The 17,931-nt window shown below is 44.2% G+C and carries 16 protein-coding genes and 1 riboswitch; of the genes, 11 read left to right on the forward strand and 5 right to left on the reverse strand.

The annotated features are described in order from the left end of the window. Position 1 precedes the first annotated feature (1 nt). The 6 genes from PGW42_RS11135 (at position 2) to PGW42_RS11160 (ending at position 7,294) form a co-directional block, all read left to right on the forward strand. A complete protein-coding gene (locus PGW42_RS11135; RefSeq protein ID WP_195501553.1) occupies positions 2 to 1,006 on the forward strand; it encodes a deoxyguanosinetriphosphate triphosphohydrolase in 1,005 nt (334 codons plus the stop codon). A gap of 84 nt (positions 1,007 to 1,090) precedes the next feature. Beyond that, on the forward strand, positions 1,091 to 2,866 hold the full coding sequence (gene dnaG / locus PGW42_RS11140; protein WP_117823091.1) for a DNA primase: 1,776 nt from the start codon (positions 1,091 to 1,093) through the stop codon (positions 2,864 to 2,866). Positions 2,867 to 2,905: 39 nt separating this feature from the next. Next, on the forward strand, positions 2,906 to 4,021 hold the full coding sequence (gene rpoD, locus PGW42_RS11145) for an RNA polymerase sigma factor RpoD (RefSeq protein WP_117823093.1): 1,116 nt from the start codon (positions 2,906 to 2,908) through the stop codon (positions 4,019 to 4,021). Positions 4,022 to 4,025: 4 nt separating this feature from the next. After that, positions 4,026 to 4,742, forward strand: a complete 717-nt coding sequence (locus tag PGW42_RS11150) for a tRNA (adenine(22)-N(1))-methyltransferase (RefSeq protein ID WP_055297074.1) — start codon at positions 4,026 to 4,028, stop codon at positions 4,740 to 4,742. A 10-nt stretch (positions 4,743 to 4,752) separates the two neighbouring features. Then, the gene (locus PGW42_RS11155) at positions 4,753 to 5,550 is read left to right on the forward strand and encodes a Nif3-like dinuclear metal center hexameric protein (protein WP_044999230.1); all 798 of its coding nucleotides are present in this window, start codon (positions 4,753 to 4,755) and stop codon (positions 5,548 to 5,550) included. A gap of 70 nt (positions 5,551 to 5,620) precedes the next feature. Beyond that, positions 5,621 to 7,294 carry a nucleoside kinase gene (locus PGW42_RS11160; RefSeq protein WP_270203602.1) on the forward strand — a complete coding sequence of 558 codons (1,674 nt, stop codon included), beginning with the start codon at positions 5,621 to 5,623 and terminating at the stop codon, positions 7,292 to 7,294. A 246-nt stretch (positions 7,295 to 7,540) separates the two neighbouring features. Here PGW42_RS11160 and PGW42_RS11165 read toward each other — a convergent pair whose 3' ends face one another. The 5 genes from PGW42_RS11165 to PGW42_RS11185 are packed head-to-tail and all read right to left on the reverse strand — an operon-like array spanning position 7,541 to position 12,750. Next, positions 7,541 to 8,425: an RluA family pseudouridine synthase gene (locus tag PGW42_RS11165; RefSeq protein WP_270203603.1), complete on the reverse strand. Its 885-nt coding sequence runs from the start codon at positions 8,423 to 8,425 to the stop codon at positions 7,541 to 7,543. Beyond that, entirely contained in the window at positions 8,425 to 10,308 is a 1,884-nt protein-coding gene (locus PGW42_RS11170; RefSeq protein ID WP_270203604.1) for an extracellular solute-binding protein, read from the reverse strand. The genes PGW42_RS11165 and PGW42_RS11170 overlap by 1 nt, the downstream gene beginning before the upstream one ends. After that, on the reverse strand, positions 10,308 to 11,126 hold the full coding sequence (locus tag PGW42_RS11175) for an ABC transporter permease (protein ID WP_270203605.1): 819 nt from the start codon (positions 11,124 to 11,126) through the stop codon (positions 10,308 to 10,310). The genes PGW42_RS11170 and PGW42_RS11175 overlap by 1 nt, the downstream gene beginning before the upstream one ends. Continuing rightward, entirely contained in the window at positions 11,116 to 12,189 is a 1,074-nt protein-coding gene (locus tag PGW42_RS11180; RefSeq protein ID WP_117556198.1) for an ABC transporter ATP-binding protein, read from the reverse strand. Before PGW42_RS11180 ends, PGW42_RS11175 begins: the two co-directional genes overlap by 11 nt. A gap of 21 nt (positions 12,190 to 12,210) precedes the next feature. Further along, complete coding sequence (locus PGW42_RS11185) at positions 12,211 to 12,750, reverse strand: helix-turn-helix domain-containing protein (protein ID WP_008374904.1); 540 nt, start codon at positions 12,748 to 12,750, stop codon at positions 12,211 to 12,213. A gap of 234 nt (positions 12,751 to 12,984) precedes the next feature. Between PGW42_RS11185 and PGW42_RS11190 the strand changes: the two genes are divergently transcribed. The 5 genes from PGW42_RS11190 to PGW42_RS11210 all read left to right on the forward strand — a co-directional run bounded on the left by PGW42_RS11190 (position 12,985) and on the right by PGW42_RS11210 (position 17,917). Next, positions 12,985 to 13,239 carry a hypothetical protein gene (locus tag PGW42_RS11190; RefSeq protein ID WP_117556196.1) on the forward strand — a complete coding sequence of 85 codons (255 nt, stop codon included), beginning with the start codon at positions 12,985 to 12,987 and terminating at the stop codon, positions 13,237 to 13,239. A 55-nt stretch (positions 13,240 to 13,294) separates the two neighbouring features. Next, the gene (locus PGW42_RS11195; protein ID WP_117834005.1) at positions 13,295 to 13,792 is read left to right on the forward strand and encodes a YaiI/YqxD family protein; all 498 of its coding nucleotides are present in this window, start codon (positions 13,295 to 13,297) and stop codon (positions 13,790 to 13,792) included. Next, complete coding sequence (locus PGW42_RS11200) at positions 13,789 to 14,220, forward strand: flavodoxin family protein (RefSeq protein ID WP_117823103.1); 432 nt, start codon at positions 13,789 to 13,791, stop codon at positions 14,218 to 14,220. Before PGW42_RS11195 ends, PGW42_RS11200 begins: the two co-directional genes overlap by 4 nt. A 578-nt stretch (positions 14,221 to 14,798) precedes the next feature. Then, positions 14,799 to 14,874: riboswitch (cyclic di-GMP riboswitch) on the forward strand. Between the two features lie 87 nt (positions 14,875 to 14,961). After that, a complete protein-coding gene (locus PGW42_RS11205) occupies positions 14,962 to 15,777 on the forward strand; it encodes a substrate-binding periplasmic protein (protein WP_117823105.1) in 816 nt (271 codons plus the stop codon). After that, the gene (locus PGW42_RS11210; protein WP_270203606.1) at positions 15,761 to 17,917 is read left to right on the forward strand and encodes an ATP-binding protein; all 2,157 of its coding nucleotides are present in this window, start codon (positions 15,761 to 15,763) and stop codon (positions 17,915 to 17,917) included. Before PGW42_RS11205 ends, PGW42_RS11210 begins: the two co-directional genes overlap by 17 nt. Positions 17,918 to 17,931: the final 14 nt, after the last annotated feature.

A 17,931-nucleotide genomic window follows, 5' to 3' on the forward strand; every position in this document is an offset into this window, starting at 1 on the left:
AATGACGATCAGGGAACAGATGGAAGAAAGAGAAAAGGAATATCTAAGCCCCTGTGCCACGTTAAGCATGGCTTCCCGGGGGAGAAAGAGAAATGAGCCACAGTGTGATATCCGACCGGTTTTTCAGAGGGACAGAGATCGGATCCTGCACAGTAAGGCATTCCGGCGCATGAAGCAGAAGACGCAGGTGTTTCTCCTACCAATCGGAGACCATTATAGGACACGGCTGACGCATACGCTGGAAGTATCGCAAAACGCCCGGACGATCGGAAAGGCGCTCAGGCTGAACGAAGATCTGGTGGAGGCAATTGCACTGGGGCATGATCTTGGGCATACTCCGTTTGGGCATGCAGGAGAGAGAGCTCTGAACAACGTGTGTCCGTGTGGATTTAAACACAATGAACAAAGTGTCCGTGTAGTAGAGGTGCTGGAGAAACATGGGGAGGGACTGAACCTGACCTGGGAAGTGCTAGATGGAATCCGCAACCACAAAAGTGCGGGCATGCCTGCGACACTGGAAGGGCAGATCGTCAGACTGTCTGATAAGATTGCTTATGTGAACCATGATATTGATGACGCAGTAAGGGCGGGGATCATGAATGAAGAGGAACTGCCCAAAGAGCTGCGAAAGGTTCTGGGCAACAGTAAAAGAGAGCGTCTGAACACACTTACCCATGATGTGATCGTAAACAGCATGGACAAACCGAAGATCTGCATGTCAGAGGAAGTCCGTGAAGCATTGATGGAGCTGCGGACATATATGTTTACCCATGTTTATGAGAATCCACTTGCAAAGGGCGAAGAGGACAAAGCAATCCGAATGGTCGAAGATCTGTATTCTTATTATGAAACGCACATGGAAAAGATGCCGGAGCAGTATCTGAAACAGCTGCAGAAGGGGGAAATGCCGGAGATCGCAGTGTGTGATTACATAGCAGGAATGACGGATAATTTTGCCGTAAAAAAGTTTGAAGAAATTTTTATTCCACAATCTTGGAAATTTTAAAGGAAATAAAAAAGTTTTGTCGAATATATATTATGTAGGGGTTGCGCAAGGTGCGCGAACCCTGCCAGGAAGGTGTAGGACATAATGTATTATTCAGATGAGATTATAGAAGAAGTAAGATCGAAAAATGATATCGTAGATGTGATTTCCGGATATGTGAAGCTGAAGAAGCAGGGGAGTTCGTATTTCGGACTTTGCCCGTTTCACAGTGAGAAATCTCCTTCTTTTTCTGTGAGCAGGGATAAGCAGATGTATTACTGCTTTGGCTGCGGAGCGGGAGGAAATGTATTTACTTTCATTATGGAGTATGAGAATTATTCTTTTGTAGAAGCACTCAAGTTTCTGGCACAGCGTGCCGGTGTGGAGCTTCCGCAGGAGGAATATTCAAAAGAAGCGAAAGAAAGAGCGGATACGAGAAGTGCGCTGCTTGAGATGAACAAGCTGGCGGCCAAGTATTATTATGCGCAGTTGAAGACGGAGGGCGGAAGGCAGGCAAGAGAATACCTGCAGAACCGTCAGTTGAGCCAGGAGACGATCACCGCATTTGGACTTGGATATTCCAGCAAATACAGTGACGATCTGTTTCGATACCTGAAGATGAAGGGTTATAGTGAAGAGATGATCATCAAAGCCGGTCTGGTAAATGTCGATGAAAAGCACGGAGTTTACGACAAATTCTGGAACCGTGTTATGTTTCCGATTATGGATGTGAATAACCGTGTGATCGGATTTGGCGGGCGTGTGATGGGCGACGGGAAGCCAAAGTACCTGAACTCACCGGAGACTCTGATTTTTGATAAGAGCCGGAATCTGTACGGACTTCACCGGGCGAGAACATCGAGAAAGCCGTATTTTATTGTATGTGAAGGCTATATGGATGTAATTTCGCTCCATCAGGCGGGATTTACCAATGCAGTTGCGTCACTTGGAACTGCACTCACAGCAGGACATGCAGCATTGATCAAACGGTATGTGAATGAAGTCTATCTGACCTATGATAGTGATGAAGCCGGAACTAAAGCGGCACTCCGGGCAGCTCCGATTCTTCGGGAGGCCGGTGTGACGACCCGCGTGATCCGGATGGAACCGTATAAGGATCCGGATGAATTCATCAAGAATCTTGGAGCTGAGGCATTTGAAGAGCGGATCAGGAAAGCAAGGAACAGCTTTATGTTCGGTCTTGAGATGCTGGAAAAAAGTTATGATCTGAATGCACCGGAAGGAAAGACGGAATTCCTCAGAGAGGCGGCGAGAAGGCTGGCACGTTTTGAAGAAGAAATTGAACGTGACAATTACATAGAAGCGGTGGCAAAGACTTATCACGTTGGCTACGAAGAACTTAAGAAGCTGGTTGTCAAGGTAGCAGTCCAGAGCGGAATGGCAGCTCCGGCCACAAAGCCGAGACAGACGATCCGCCAGGAAACGCCAAAAGAGGATGGTCATATCCGGTCACAGAAGATTCTGCTTACCTGGCTGATCGACAGGGAAGAGCTGTTTGATCAGGTAAGCCGTTATGTTACGCCGGAGGATTTTACGGTGGAGCTGTACCGGAAAGTTGCTGAACTTCTGTATGAACAGCATGCAAAAGGAGAACTGAATCCTGCGCAGATCATGAATTATTTTACAGAGGAAGAGGAACACCGCGCGGTGGCAGCACTTTTCAATACGAGAATCAAAGAGCTGACGACTGCGGGAGAGCAGGAAAAAGCGATCAAGGAGACGATTCTCCGGGTAAAGGAGTACAGTATCGAAACTGCAACCCGGAATCTGGATCCGACAGACATTCAGGGGCTGCAAAGGCTTATGAATGCGAAGAAGGCAGTGCAGGACCTTCATAAACTGCATATTTCCATTAATTAGGGATAGAATATAAACAAGCGATGAGAGGAAGGACACTACATGGAAGAGAACGTAGTAAAGTTTCAGGAAAAATTAAAAAATCTGGTTGCCCTTGCGAAGAAAAAGAAGAACATTCTTGAAATCCAGGAAATCAATGATGTATTCCGGGATATGGAGCTGGAACCGACACAGATGGACAAGGTATTTGAGTACCTGGAGGCCAATGGGATCGATGTGCTTCAGATGAATGATGACTCCAATGTGGATGATGATGATCTGGAGATCATGCTTTCGGATGAAGACGAAGTGGATATGGAGAAGATCGACCTGTCTGTTCCGGACGGAATCAGCATCGAAGATCCGGTCCGTATGTATCTGAAGGAGATCGGTAAGGTTCCGCTTCTTTCAGCAGAAGAAGAGATTGATCTGGCAAAGAGAATGGCAGATGGTGATGAAGAAGCGAAAAAGCGTCTTGCAGAAGCCAACCTGCGACTGGTAGTCAGCATTGCAAAGCGTTACGTGGGACGTGGTATGCTGTTTCTGGATCTTATACAGGAAGGAAACCTTGGACTTATCAAAGCGGTAGAGAAGTTTGATTATCAGAAGGGATTTAAGTTCAGTACCTATGCAACATGGTGGATCCGTCAGGCAATCACACGTGCGATTGCTGACCAGGCGAGAACCATCCGTATACCGGTTCATATGGTAGAGACGATCAACAAACTGATCCGTGTATCCAGACAGTTACTGCAGGAGCTTGGACGTGAACCTACGCCGGAAGAGATCGCTGCAGAGTTGGACATGCCGGTAGACCGTGTGCGTGAAATCTTAAAGATTTCCCAGGAACCGGTTTCTCTTGAGACTCCGATCGGTGAGGAAGAGGACAGCCACCTGGGCGACTTTATCCAGGATGACAATGTACCTGTTCCGGCAGAAGCAGCAGCGCAGACACTTCTGAAAGAACAGCTGGATGAAGTTTTAAGTACACTGACAGAGAGAGAGCAGAAGGTTCTCCGCCTGCGTTTTGGTATGAGTGATGGAAGAGCACGTACACTGGAAGAGGTCGGAAAAGAGTTCGATGTCACCCGTGAGCGTATCCGTCAGATCGAAGCAAAAGCACTCCGCAAGCTTCGTCATCCAAGCCGCAGCAGAAAATTAAGAGATTATTTGGATTAAGAAGATGGCTGAATTATCAAAAAGATTACAGGCAGTGGCGGATCTTGTCACACCGGGAATGCGTCTTGCGGATGTGGGAACAGATCACGCTTACATTCCAATCTATCTGACACAGAACGGGCTGGTTCCATCCGCAATTGCCATGGATATTAACAAAGGACCATTAGAGAGAGCGGATACACATATCCTTGAACATGGACTGGATGGGAAGATCGTTACCCGTCTTTCTGATGGTCTGGTGAATTTGAAAATGGAAGAAGCTGACACAATGATCGCCGCCGGAATGGGCGGCGGTCTTGTCATACACATTTTGAATGAGGATCCGGCAAAAACCAGAAGCTTAAAGGAACTGATCCTGCAGCCACAGTCAGAGCTTGCGAAAGTCCGTCGTTATCTGGAAGAACATAGATTTCGTATCGTTGCAGAGGACATGGTGGAAGAGGATGGCAAATACTATCCGATGATGAAGGTGATCCCGACAGAGCAGAAAGGTCTTTATGCGGAAGGTGTTCCGGCAGCAGAAGAAGAGCTTGAATATGGAAAATATTTATTAGAGAAGGGTCACCCGGTGATGGGAGAATATCTGAAAAAGGAACTGTCTGTGAATCAGGGCGTGTATGAAAAGCTTCGGGTGCAGGAGAGTGAACGCACGAAGGAGAGAAGTGCAGAGGTTCTGCATATGATAAAGAGAGCAGAAGACCTGCTTGACCGGTATTTTTAGGAGGAAAATGATGATTTGCAGAGAAATTATAAAAGAAATAGAAGCACGTTTTCCAAAGCACTATGCTATGGAGTGGGATAATGTAGGACTGCAGGTCGGAAGAAGCGATAAAGAAGTAAAGCGGATCTATCTTGCACTGGATGCGACGGATGAAGTGATCGAAGAAGCAGCAGACTGGGGCGCAGATATGCTGATCACACATCATCCGATGATCTTTAAAGCAATGAAAAAGATCAATGACGAGGATTTTATTGGCAGAAGAGTACTGAAGTTGATCCGGGATGACATTTCTTACTATGCGATGCATACCAATTATGATGTAATGGGAATGGCAGAGCTTGCTGGGAAGGTACTTGAACTGAGTGAACCGGAGGTTCTGGAAGTGACGGGAAGCATGCATTCAGAATCCGGCGAAGTTCCGGTTGGAATCGGAAGAGTTGCTGATCTGGCACAGCCGATGGATTTAAAATCCTGTGCGGAAATGGTAAAAAAAGCATTTGATCTTCCGAATGTGAAAATTTTTGGAGAGCCGGATATGCAGGTACATCGCCTTGGTGTTTTTCCGGGCTCCGGGAAGAGCGCAATTTCCGTATCTTTGGAAAAAGGTGTGGATGTACTGGTGACAGGTGACATTGATCACCATGAGGGGATTGATGCGGTTGCGCAAAAAATGGCAGTAATTGATGCCGGACACTATGGCGTGGAGCATATCTTTATTGCAGATATGGAACATTTTTGCCGGGAGAAATTTCCAGAGGCAGAGATCCGGACAGCAAAGATCCGGCAGCCATTCTGGGTTTTGACGTAAGGTGTTTGGGAGCGGGGAGAAAACAGACAGATTTGTCAAAGCGCCGTAAGGCAGAAAGAAGGCGGTAAATATGGAACAGCAGATGTACAAAGTACAGATTGACGGGGAAGAGAGAAGTTTTCCGGCAGGAACCACATATCTGCAGATTGCCGGGGAATATCAGGAAAGATACCCACATGATATTGTTCTTGTATATGTAAATGGAAAGCTTCAGGAGCTTGGAAAGAAGCTGAAAAAGGACTGTACGCTCCATTTTGTGACGACAGGCGAGACAATTGGAAATCTTACCTATCGCCGTGGTGTAAGTTTTCTGCTGGTGAAGGCAGTATATGATACAATCGGACACGATAAGATAGAACAGGTGAGAATCCATTTTTCTGTAGATAAAGGGTATTATTGTACAATAAAAGGAGATCAGAAGCTGGATCAGGAACTGCTTGCAAGGATTGAAGAACGGATGCATGAAATGGCAGATATGGATCTTTCAATCCGGAAGAGATCGGTTCATACCGATGAAGCGGTTGAAATGTTCCGCAAGTACGGTATGAAGGATAAAGAGCGTTTGTTCCGGTATCGCAGAGTGTCTACGGTCAATATTTACAGTATCAATGAATTTGAGGACTACTATTACGGCTATATGGTTCCGTCAACCGGCTATCTAAAATATTTTAAATTATATTTATATGATGAGGGATTTGTAGTGCAGATGCCGGAGGCAGCTGAACCGGAAAAGATACCTCCGTTTCAGCCTCAGAATAAGCTGTTCCATGTGCTGAAAGAGTCTACGCGTGGCGGTGATATGCTTGGAATTGAGACGGTAGGGGCACTGAATGATTATGTGACAGGCGGCAGCGCCAATCCAAAGGAACTGCTTCTGGTACAGGAGGCAATGCAGGAGAAGAAAATTGCGCAGATCGCAGAGCAGATTGCAGGAAATCCGCAGAAGAAATTTGTCTTGATCGCCGGTCCTTCTTCGTCAGGAAAGACTACATTTTCCAGACGGCTTTCCATCCAACTCCGGGTAAGCGGTCTGGTTCCGCATCCGATTTCGGTGGATGATTACTTTAAGAACCGTGTGGATACACCGCTGGACGCAGAAGGAAAGCCGAATTATGAGTGTCTGGAAGCGCTGGATGTGGAACTTTTTAACCACGATCTGAAAAAGCTGCTTGCAGGCGAACGGATTGAACTTCCGACGTTCAATTTCAAGACCGGAAAACGGGAATATAACGGACATTATATGCAGCTTGGCGAGCAGGATATTCTGGTGATCGAAGGCATTCACTGTCTGAATGATGCGCTGACTCATGATCTGCCAAAAGAAAATAAATTCAAGATCTATATCAGTGCACTGACCCAGCTGAATATCGATGAGCATAACCGGATCGCATCAACAGATGGACGTCTGATCCGCCGGATGGTGCGTGATGCAAGAACCAGAGGTACTTCGGCAAAGCAGACGATCGCTATGTGGCAGTCGGTGCGAAGAGGGGAAGAGAACAATATTTTCCCGTATCAGGAAGACGCGGATGTGATGTTCAATTCAGCTCTTCTTTATGAGCTGGCAGTTCTGAAAGCTTATGCAGAACCGATCCTGTTTGGAATTGAGAAGGACTGTCCCGAATATCAGGAGGCGAAGAGACTGCTCAAATTCCTGGATTATTTCGTGGGAATCGGAAGTGAGTATGTTCCGCAGAATTCGATTTTGAGGGAATTTATTGGAGGCGGATGTTTCGATTTGTAGAATGTTGAAGCTGGCCTCATGGTGAGAGAACGATATAGATTATAGAGGCAGTTTGAATCCGTTCCGCTGTTTTTTAGTGTGATCCATCGTCAGAAATAAGAAATAAATAAAAGAAGAGCTCCTGGGAGAATGAATAACTTTGTTCTCTCAGGAGCTCTTTTGGGTTTGACCGGAAAATATACATGGAAAATTCTTCCATAAAGAGAGTATTATGTGTCGGGGTATAGGATCACTTACCTATATTTATCAGAGTAACATATCTTCAGGCACAGGCGCTGTGAAATGCATTTCTTCGCCTGTGATTGGGTGCCGGAAACGCAGATGATGTGAGTGAAGTGCCTGACGGCTGATATGGCTGTAATCCGGATTATAGAGAAAATCTCCCGGAAGCGGATGGCCGATGTAATTCATGTGCACCCGGATCTGATGAGTGCGTCCGGTATCCAGCTTTAAGGCAACCAGAGAGTAGACCGGATCTGTATCTGTAATGGAAAGCCTGCGGTAATGGGTGCAGGCGTATTCACCATGTTTAAAATCGACCATGCGCTCGATGGTAGAACCCTCTTTTCTGGCAATTGGAGCAGTGATGGTTCCGTCTTCCGGGATGATTCCCGTGGCAAGTGCCAGATATTCCCGGTGGATTTCCCGGCGTGCCATCATGGCAGAGAGGAGAGAGGCACTGTAAAGATGCCGGGCAATGATCAGAAGACCGGTGGTGTCCCGGTCAAGCCGGTTAATGCAACGGTATACAAAAGGCTCGCCTTTCTCTTTGAAATACCATGCGCAGGCATTGGCAAGTGTGTTGTCATAATTTCCCTGGGAAGGGTGAATTGGCATTCCGGCAGGTTTATTGATGACCAGCAGGTCCGGATCTTCATATACGATCGAAAGAGGCAGATCTGACGGAACAATATTTTCGGAGAATTTTGTTTCGGTAATCCGGATGGCAAGCTGGTCGCCGGGAGTAAGAAGGGTGCGTGCCAGTACCGGGTCCCCGTTCAGACGGATTCCTTCCGTATCCTCTTTGATTGCCCGGATCAGAGAAGAAGAATATCCATGAGCTTTTAAAAACTCATGGATATTGGAAGTTTTCTGTTCGGTTATTGTATAATTCAGAATTCTTTCCCACATTACTTTGATTTCACTTCCCGCCATAATTCATTGTAGACAACATCGTTTTTATCTCCAAGGAATTTGAAGGTCTCACATCCAGAGAGCTCGCTTGCATCCGGGAATGCAATCTTGCTGTTGCGGATGGACTCGTCTTCAATCAGTTCCCGTGCTGCTTCATTTGGAGTCGAGTAGGTGATGTACTCAAAGTTCTTCAGTGCGATGTCCGGACGGCAGAGGAAGTTGATGAACTTTTCTGCATTTTCCTTATGCTCTGCATTCTTCGGAATTACCCAGGAGTCGATCCAGATATTGGATCCTTCTTTCGGGATCACGTATTCCAGGTTTGGATTTTCTTTCTGTGTGTAAATGGCTTCACCGGAGTAAATAACACCGATGGCTGCTTCATTTCCGATCATCTTGTCACGCACCTGGTCAACGACGTATGCCTGAACCAGTGGTTTCTGTTTGATCAGAAGATTCTTCGCTTCGTTCAGCTCGTCCAGGTCGGTTGAGTTCAGGGAATATCCAAGATATTTTAAGGTAACACCGAATGCATCGCGGACGCTGTCCTGCATCAGAATGCTGTCCTTGTACTTTGGATCCCAGAGAACAGACCAGGAATCAATTGGTTCGTCTACCATGGTTTTGTTGTAAAGGATTCCGACAGTTCCCCAGCAATAAGGAACAGAGTATTTATTTTCTGGGTCAAATGCCTTGGACTGATCCATGTAAGTCTGTCCGATGTTTTTGATATTTGAAACATTGTCCCAGTTGATCTCGGCGAGGAGATCATTCTCGATCATACGCTGGATCATATAGTCAGAAGGGCAGACCACATCATAGGAAATGGCGCCGGACTGCACCTTCGGGTACATGATCTCATTGGTTTCGTATTCTTCATAAACTACCTGGATACCGGTTTCTTCTTCGAAGATATCCAGGACATCCGGGTCCAGATATTCGCCCCAGTTGTAGACAATTACCTTTTCGGAGCCGGAAATCTTTGTCTTTGAATTGTAGAAAAATCCTCCGGCTGTAATGACGATCACGAGCAGTGCCGGTACGACACGTGTTACGACGAGACGCATCGTGTGGCGTGCACGGGATGGCTTGCGGATCGTGCCGTCTTTTTCGTGAACTTCTTTTTCCGGTTTTAAATTGACCAGGAAGAGAAGGAAGAGCACCGTTACAAACATGATCGTTGAGAGTGCGTAAATTTCCGGACGGATTCCTTTTCGTACTTCACTGTAAATTTTGGTGGACAGGGTATCGATTCCAGGTCCTTTGGTAAAGTGGGTGATCACAAAATCATCCAACGACATGGTAAATGCAAGCAGGAAACCGGAAAGAATTCCTGGAAGGATATCCGGAAATACGACTTTGAAAAAAGCGTAGATCGGAGAAGCACCCAGATCCAGTGCAGCTTCATAGGTCCGCCGGTTGGTCTGCTTTAGTTTTGGCATGACACTTAGGATGACATACGGGATATTAAAGGTTATATGTGCAATCAGGATTGTCGAAAATCCCATGTTCATACGGAATGCGATAAACAACAGCATCATAGATACACCAGTCACAATGTCTGCGTTCAGCATCGGAATGTTGGTGACACCCAGCATAAAGGTACGAAACTTGCGGTTCATACTCTGGATTCCAATGGAAGCCAAAGTTCCAATCACGGTTGCAATCAGCGCAGAAAGAAGTGCGATGATCAGGGTGTTGTATAAGGTGCTCATGATCGCTTCATCCTGGAAAAGGGATACATACCATTTTCCGGTAAATCCGCCCCATTTGGCACGGGTTCTGGAACTGTTAAAGGACAGAACCATCAGTGTCATGATCGGAGCATAGAGGAAGATCACGATCAGCAGTAAATATAAATTCTGTAATTTCTTTTTCATTAGAATGCTGTGCCCTCCCCGTCTTTATCGTATTTGGCGATCAGAGCCATACTTGCAATGATGAAGATCATCAGGACAAGTGAAAGTCCACTTCCTACATGCCAGTTGCTTCCCTGTTGGAATTCCTGTTCGATGACATTTCCGATCAGAAGGATCTTGCTTCCACCGAGGAGGTTGGAAATGACGAAGGTTGTAAGTGCAGGTACAAATACCATAGTGATTCCACTGATGATACCCGGAACACTAAGCGGAAGGATGATCTTGGTAAATGTCTGGATATTTCCGGCACCGAGATCTCTGGCTGCGGAAATAACATCTTTGTCAATCTTTACAAGTACATTGTAAATCGGCAGCACCATGAACGGCAGGAAGTTGTAGACCATACCGAGGATGATCGCTGTCGGTGTGTTGATAATGTTCCATGAAGGCAGCCCGAAGAAATGGAGAACGGAGTTGATGACACCGTTTTTCTCCAGGAGGTTCTGCCATGCAAGAGTTCTGAGCAGAAAGTTCATCCACATCGGAAGGATGAAAACAAGTACTACGAAGCTGGACTGGTTTACATTTCTTCCGACAAGGATCATTGCCAGAGGATAGGCAAGGATCAGGCAGATCACTGTGCTGACAAATGCAAGCAGAAGTGCAAGCCCCAGAGCCTTTAAATTCTCAGGTGTTGTGATTTTGGCAAGGTTCATCCAGGTGAATTTTCCGTCATTGTCAGTCAGACCATAATAGAAGATCATGATCAGAGGAATGACAATGAAAGAAACTGCCCAGAAAAGGTATGGTCCAGCCAGGAGACGTTTGCTATTCTTCAATTCCTACAGCCTCCTCATCTTCAGATTCCGGTTTTTTCATGATCTGAATATCAAACGGGTCAACATGGATTCCAACCTCAGTGCCAACCGGAAACATATCGGTGCTGTGTACCAGCCATTCATAGTTGTTGGCAAGGACTTCCATTTCATAGTGGACTCCTTTGAAAATCAGATGGGTAACGACACCCTTTAATGTGCCTTCTTCTGGTTTTACAAGATCGATGTCCTCCGGACGGATGACCGCATCGACCGGTTTGTTGGTTCCGAATCCGGTATCCACACACGGGAATTCGGCACCGACAATATTGACCAGCTTATCGCGTACCATGATGGCATTGAAAATGTTGCTATCGCCAATGAAGTCGGCTACGAAAGCATTTTCCGGCTCGTTGTAGATATCTTCCGGTGTACCGATCTGCTGGATGTATCCCTGATTCATGACAACAATCGTGTCAGACATGGTGAGGGCTTCTTCCTGATCGTGGGTAACGTAGATAAATGTAATTCCCAGCTCATTTTTTAAACGGATCAGTTCATACTGCATGTCCTGGCGGAGCTTTAAATCCAGGGCGCCGAGAGGTTCATCCAGAAGAAGAACTTTTGGTTCATTTACAATGGCGCGGGCGATGGCAATACGCTGCTGCTGCCCCCCACTTAAAGAATCCGGATAACGGTTCTGGTAACCTTCCAGATTGACCAGTTTTAATGCATAATGAATCTTATCATCGATGTAAGATTTTGATTTCCCTTTGATCTTCAGACCAAAAGCAATATTTTCAGCAATGGTCATATGGGTGAAAAGCGCATATTTCTGGAAAACAGTGTTGAGCTGTCGTTTATTCGGTGCAAGGGATGTAATGTCCTTTCCATCGAAAATTACTTTTCCGGAGTCCGGATTTTCGAATCCGCCGAGGATACGCAGAAGCGTTGTCTTTCCGCAGCCGCTAGGTCCTAAAAGTGTGAGAAATTCATTTTCTCTGATATAAAGGTTCAGGTCGTCCAGAACCAGATTGTCTCCATATGATTTGGAAACACCAACAATGTCAATCAGTTTGTTTGGCATATGTATAATCCTCCTGTGTACTTAAAAACTTGGGGGAGTGCTGACCCAGATCAGGCGTGCCCCGGAAGAAGACGATGCTTCTATATAATGCTTTGCGTGGGGAGTAAAATAAAAGGATTCTCCCTTTTTAGCTTTGTAGACCTTATTGCCTACGTGGATTTTGACGGAACCCTGAAGCACGTATCCGAATTCCTCACCTTCGTGTGGAAGATCCGGGTAGGTTGCACCGCCCGGAGCCAGGGTAAGACGGATCGGTTCCATCATATTGCGCTGGGCATTCGGAATGATCCATTCAATCGTATTCTTCAGATCAGTATCCTTTTTTTCAAAATAATCCTCATCACCGAAGACAACCTGTTCTTCCTCGTCATCGCTGAAAAATTCATTCAGATTGGTGCCGAGACACTGTAAAATATCAACCAGTGTGGCGATAGAAGGAGAAGTAAGATCCCGTTCCAGCTGGGAAATGAATCCCTTCGAAAGCTCACTCCGGTCTGCAAGTTCTTCCTGGGTAAGATTTTTCGCAATACGGAGCTCCCTTACTTTCTGTCCGATGTTCATAAATAGCTCCTTTCTGTAAATTGTTTGTAAAAATAAAAATAAACCTAGAGTTTAGTATTTCTATACACACGACAAGGTTTATTATACTATAGTTTAGAGAAAAAGCAACCGTTTTATAAGGAAAATGGATACTTTTTTGAAAAATAAAAAACGGGTAAGAATTGACTAATTTTAGTTAATTAAAAAAAGTTTGATTTGTTTAGTAAAGGCTGTAGCTTTACAGATGATTCTGTTATGACAATAGCAGTTGGAGAAGCTCTTCTTGCAGTCGGAACGGAAGCTACAGTAAAGAAAATAGAAGAAGCGGTAGTAACTAACATGCAGGATTGGGGAAAAAGATATCCATATGCAGGTTATGGTGGAAGATTCAGGTATTGGTTTAGAGAAAGAAATCCTAAGCCATACGGAAGTTATGGGAATGGTTCTGCCATGAGAGTGTCAGCGGCGGGATGTGGTGCTAGAATAGTGTTTGGTGAAAAGAGGGAATAGTGGTATAATTCTATTGTAGTAGATTTTAGATATAAAAAGAAATGGAGAGGCACTAGTGCAGATATTTGTAGATGCAGATGCATGTCCGGTAGTAGATATTATCGAGACAATAGCAGAGAAATATAATATTCCAACTACATTGCTGTGTGATACAAATCATATTTTGTATTCTGATTATAGCGAAGTGATTGTAGTAGGGGCAGGAGCAGATGCAGTAGATTATAAACTGATCAGTATCTGCCATAAAGGAGATATTGTCGTATCACAGGACTATGGTGTTGCAGCAATGGCACTAGGAAAAGGTGCATATGCCATTCATCAATCGGGCAAATGGTACACGAATGACAATATTGAACAGATGCTCATGGAACGTCATTTGAATAAAAAAGCCAGAAGAAGTTCCCATAAGAATCATATCAAGGGACCGAAAAAACGAACAGAAGAAGATGATGTAAGGTTTGCACAGTCTTTTGAAAAAATGCTCATGATGGTACAGGAGAAATTTCAAAAGAATACTAAAACAATGGAGACAGGCAGAAAGGAAAACAAATGAGAAAAGCAATCGTATACGCATCTGTACATCATGGAAATACAGAAAAACTAGTAAAGGGCATAGCAGAAGAATGCCAGGTCGATTTGATTGATGCTGTAAAACAGCCAGATGTAGATCTGAGCAGTTATGATATGATTGGATTTGCATCAGGAATCTATTTTTCAAAATTTCATCAGTCGATATTGGGATTTGCAGAGAAGAATCTACCGGACGATAAAAAGGTATTTCTGATCTGTACTTATGGTGGAAGTGCGAATTATAAATCCATAGAGCAGATTTTGGACGAGAAGCGTTCTAAAGTGATAGGAAAATTCGGATGCAAGGGTTATGACACATTTGGTCCATTTAAACTGATGGGTGGTATTGCAAAAGGACATCCGGATGAGGAAGATATAAAAAATACAGTTGAGTTTGTAAAAGGATTATAAGTAGCCCGCAAATAAAAAGTCAAGGTTAAATGGTTGCTTTTTTGTTTGAGTTTCTGTTTGAGTTTCTAAACTTTTATGTGACAAACGTAGCTGTCTGTGATATTATTAAGATAATATAAGCGAAAAAGACTTTTGCGGAAACGAAAGTATCTTCAAATTTTATTTTACGAATGTACTTCCTATAATAAAACTAATTACTTGCAAAATTGATAACTAATATTTTTTCTGCTATTACAGGTACAATAAGAACATGTAATAACAGAAATGAGGTATAGTTACTTGCAGATAGAGAAGTATATCGCAGATGAAATAACATCTTTATGTGAGAAGCGTGATATCAGTAAACACAGATTATCGCAGCTGCCGGGAATTTCCCAGTCGTCACTGAGAGAATCATGACGTAGGAAACAGTAATGTCAATGCTGCGTGGACTTTGGAAGTAGGAGAACAGTTCGAGTATATGTATCGGCTGTTCTTTTTTTATTTTTCAGCGTTAAAGCGGTGAGGTTTTTCTTATGCACGATAGATTGTGGGAGTATAATAACATCAATGTTTTTGCATAAGTTTAAAAACTATAATAGGATGATCGGCAAACCAGATGAAAATCTGGGACGCAAAGCTACAGGGCCTGTAAAATGGCAGCCAGTTGCATGAAATGAGATGCACTGTCTGTAGGACAGTGTTTTTTTATTTCATAGATATATGAAAAAAACGAAAAGGATAGTTAGGAATAGGCGGAAAATGAAAGGGAAAAGAGTGATTGCAGGCATTCTGCTTGCGGAAATTTTAGCAGTCACCCTGGCAGGGTGTAAAAACATAGATAACACCAGAGAAGAAACAGAAAAGCCGGTCATTACACTCGGCAGCGATAACTACCCACCATACAATTATTTGAATGAGGATGGTGTACCTACGGGCATAGATGTAGAACTTGCTACAGAAGCTTTCAAAAGAATGGGATATCAGGTGGATGTTGTCCAGATCAACTGGGAGAAGAAAAAAGAATTGGTAGAAAGCGGAGAGATTGACTGTATCATGGGCTGCTTTTCCATGGAAGGACGCCTTGATGATTACCGCTGGGCAGGACCATACATAGCAAGTCGACAGGTGGTAGCCGTAAACGAGAGCAGCGATATCTATAAGTTGAGTGATCTGGAGGGAAAGAATCTGGCTGTCCAGTCCACAACCAAACCGGAAGGTATCTTTCTGGACAGGATGGATGAGAGAATCCCAAAACTGGGCAATCTGATCAGTCTTGGACACCGGGAACTGATCTATACGTTTCTGGGAAAAAGGTATGTGGATGCAGTTGCCGCACATGAGGAATCTGTTGTCCAGTATATGAAGGATTATGATACAAGCTTCCGTATCCTGGAAGAGTCTCTGATGATCACCGGAATAGGTGTTGCTTTTGCAAAAGATGATGACAGAGGAATCTGTGAGCAGATGGAACAGACATTGGAAGAAATGCGCCAGGATGGCACATCCCTGAAAATCATTGAAAAATATCTGGATGATCCCCAGAAGTATCTGGAGGTGGATGATCTTGGATATTAAGAAAAAAGAAAAACGAATCCAGCTGCTCGGCGGTTTGCTTGGAATCTGTGTGGTGGTAGTCTCCCTGTTTTATTTCTTCCACGCAGAAAAAGCGGAAGCAGAGAAAAGAATGGTGGAGATTGTAAATTATGTGAAAGTGCAGTGTTCCACCTACACCCATTATAATGAATCATCGGAATCCAAAAGTCTCCTCCGTGCCATTGAAAGTGCCAGACAGATGAGTACAAATATTAAAACGGAAACAGAAAACGGCGGGCAGCTAAGCTGGGATTTTCTGAAGGGAAATCTGCAGACTCTCTGGGTGGATGGTATCCTTGTATTGGATGCAGATGGAAAGACGGACTGTGAATACAGCACAGATGAGTCTTTGACTAATGAGATTACGGAGTATCTGCAAAAAGACATCATCATGGATTTTGCCGGATATGAAGAAAGAAGCTATTCGGAACGGTTTACCAGGGAAGATGGGTCACATATCGATATTGCAGCCTGTGCCAGAAAAGATGCACCGGGCATCGTCGCAATCTACTATTACACTTCTCCTGAATTTGCCAGAAACTATACACTGACGATACAGGGGCTTTTAAACGGTTATAGTACTCAGAAAGATGGAACGATTCTTGTTGCAGACAATGGGACAGTTGTTGCCTGCAATGATGAGAGCCTGTTGGGGCAGAATACAGCTGACAACGAAGTGGTTCAGGCAATGAAAAAGCATACAGACAGTCAACATATCTATCATTTTAAGAAAGAAGGAATCGGATGTTACGGAATCATGCTGAAGCAGCGTGATTATTATATCTATGCATATCTTCCTGATACGGAAGTATTCCACAACCTTCCATTAAATGTGATGAGTGTTATTTTTCTTTATTTTTTGATGTTCGGTTTATTCTGGTTCTGGACATATAAAACCAATCTGACACATCAGAAACTGGAACAGGAAAAAGATGAAAAATATAAAGCAGAACTTCTGATAGCTGCAAAAAAGGCAGAAGCCGCCAATGAGGCAAAAACAGAGTTTCTTCAGCGAATGAGCCATGATATCCGGACTCCGATTAATGGAATTTGCGGCGTGCTCAATGTGGCAGATCATTATGCAGACGATATGAAAAAACAGACGGAATGCAGGGCAAAAGTCAAAGAGGCCTCTCATCTGCTTCTGGAACTGGTAAACGATGTCCTGGATATGAGTAAGCTGGAGTCAGATGAAGTGATTCTGGAAGAAATACCATTCAATCTGAGCGGTATTTTCAGGGAAGTATTTGTTGTGATCGAACAGATTGCAGCAGAACAGAATATTCGGATTGCGTGGGAGAAAAAAGAAATCATACACCGGAATCTTATCGGAAGTCCGGGGTATGTGAAACGTGTGATGATGAATATTCTGTCGAATGCGGTGAAATATAACAGAGAAAACGGACATATTTATATCAGCTGCGTAGAAATTCCATCCGAACAGCCAGGAATGACAACAATGGAATTTGTCTGCAGGGATACAGGAATCGGAATGACTGAGGAGTTCCAGAAATGTGTGTTTGAACCATTTGCACAGGAACACACAGGAAGCCGAACAAAATTTGCAGGAACAGGTCTGGGAATGTCGATTTCAAAGAAGCTGGTCGAAAAAATGGGCGGAACGATTACCTTTGAAAGTGAAGAAGGTGCAGGAACCACATTTGTGATCCGGATTCCGTTTAAAATAGATCTGGATGTGGATAAATCTAAAGAACAGAAAGATTTATCAGAAAAAACGATAAAGGGGCTGCACATTCTTCTGGCGGAAGATAATGAGCTGAACATGGAAATTGCAGAATTTATGTTTCAGAATGAAGGCGCTGAAGTGACCAAAGCATGGAATGGACTGGAGGCTGTTGAAATATTTGAAAAAAGCAGACCTGGTGAATTTGATGTGATTTTGATGGATATCATGATGCCAGTCATGAATGGTTATAATGCCACAAAGAGGATCCGTTCTATGGACAGAGAGGATGCTAAGGAAATACCGATCATTGCAATGACAGCAAATGCATTCACAGAGGACAGAATAAGAGCAAAAGAAGCAGGGATGGATGAGCATATTTCCAAGCCTGTTGATGGGAATTTACTGGTAAAGGTAATTCATGAATTGTTGAACTAGCGGAAAATAATTTC

The sequence above is a fragment of the Coprococcus sp. TM115-187 genome (assembly GCF_027679115.1).
In the GTDB taxonomy this organism is placed as follows: domain Bacteria; phylum Bacillota; class Clostridia; order Lachnospirales; family Lachnospiraceae; genus Allocoprococcus; species Allocoprococcus comes.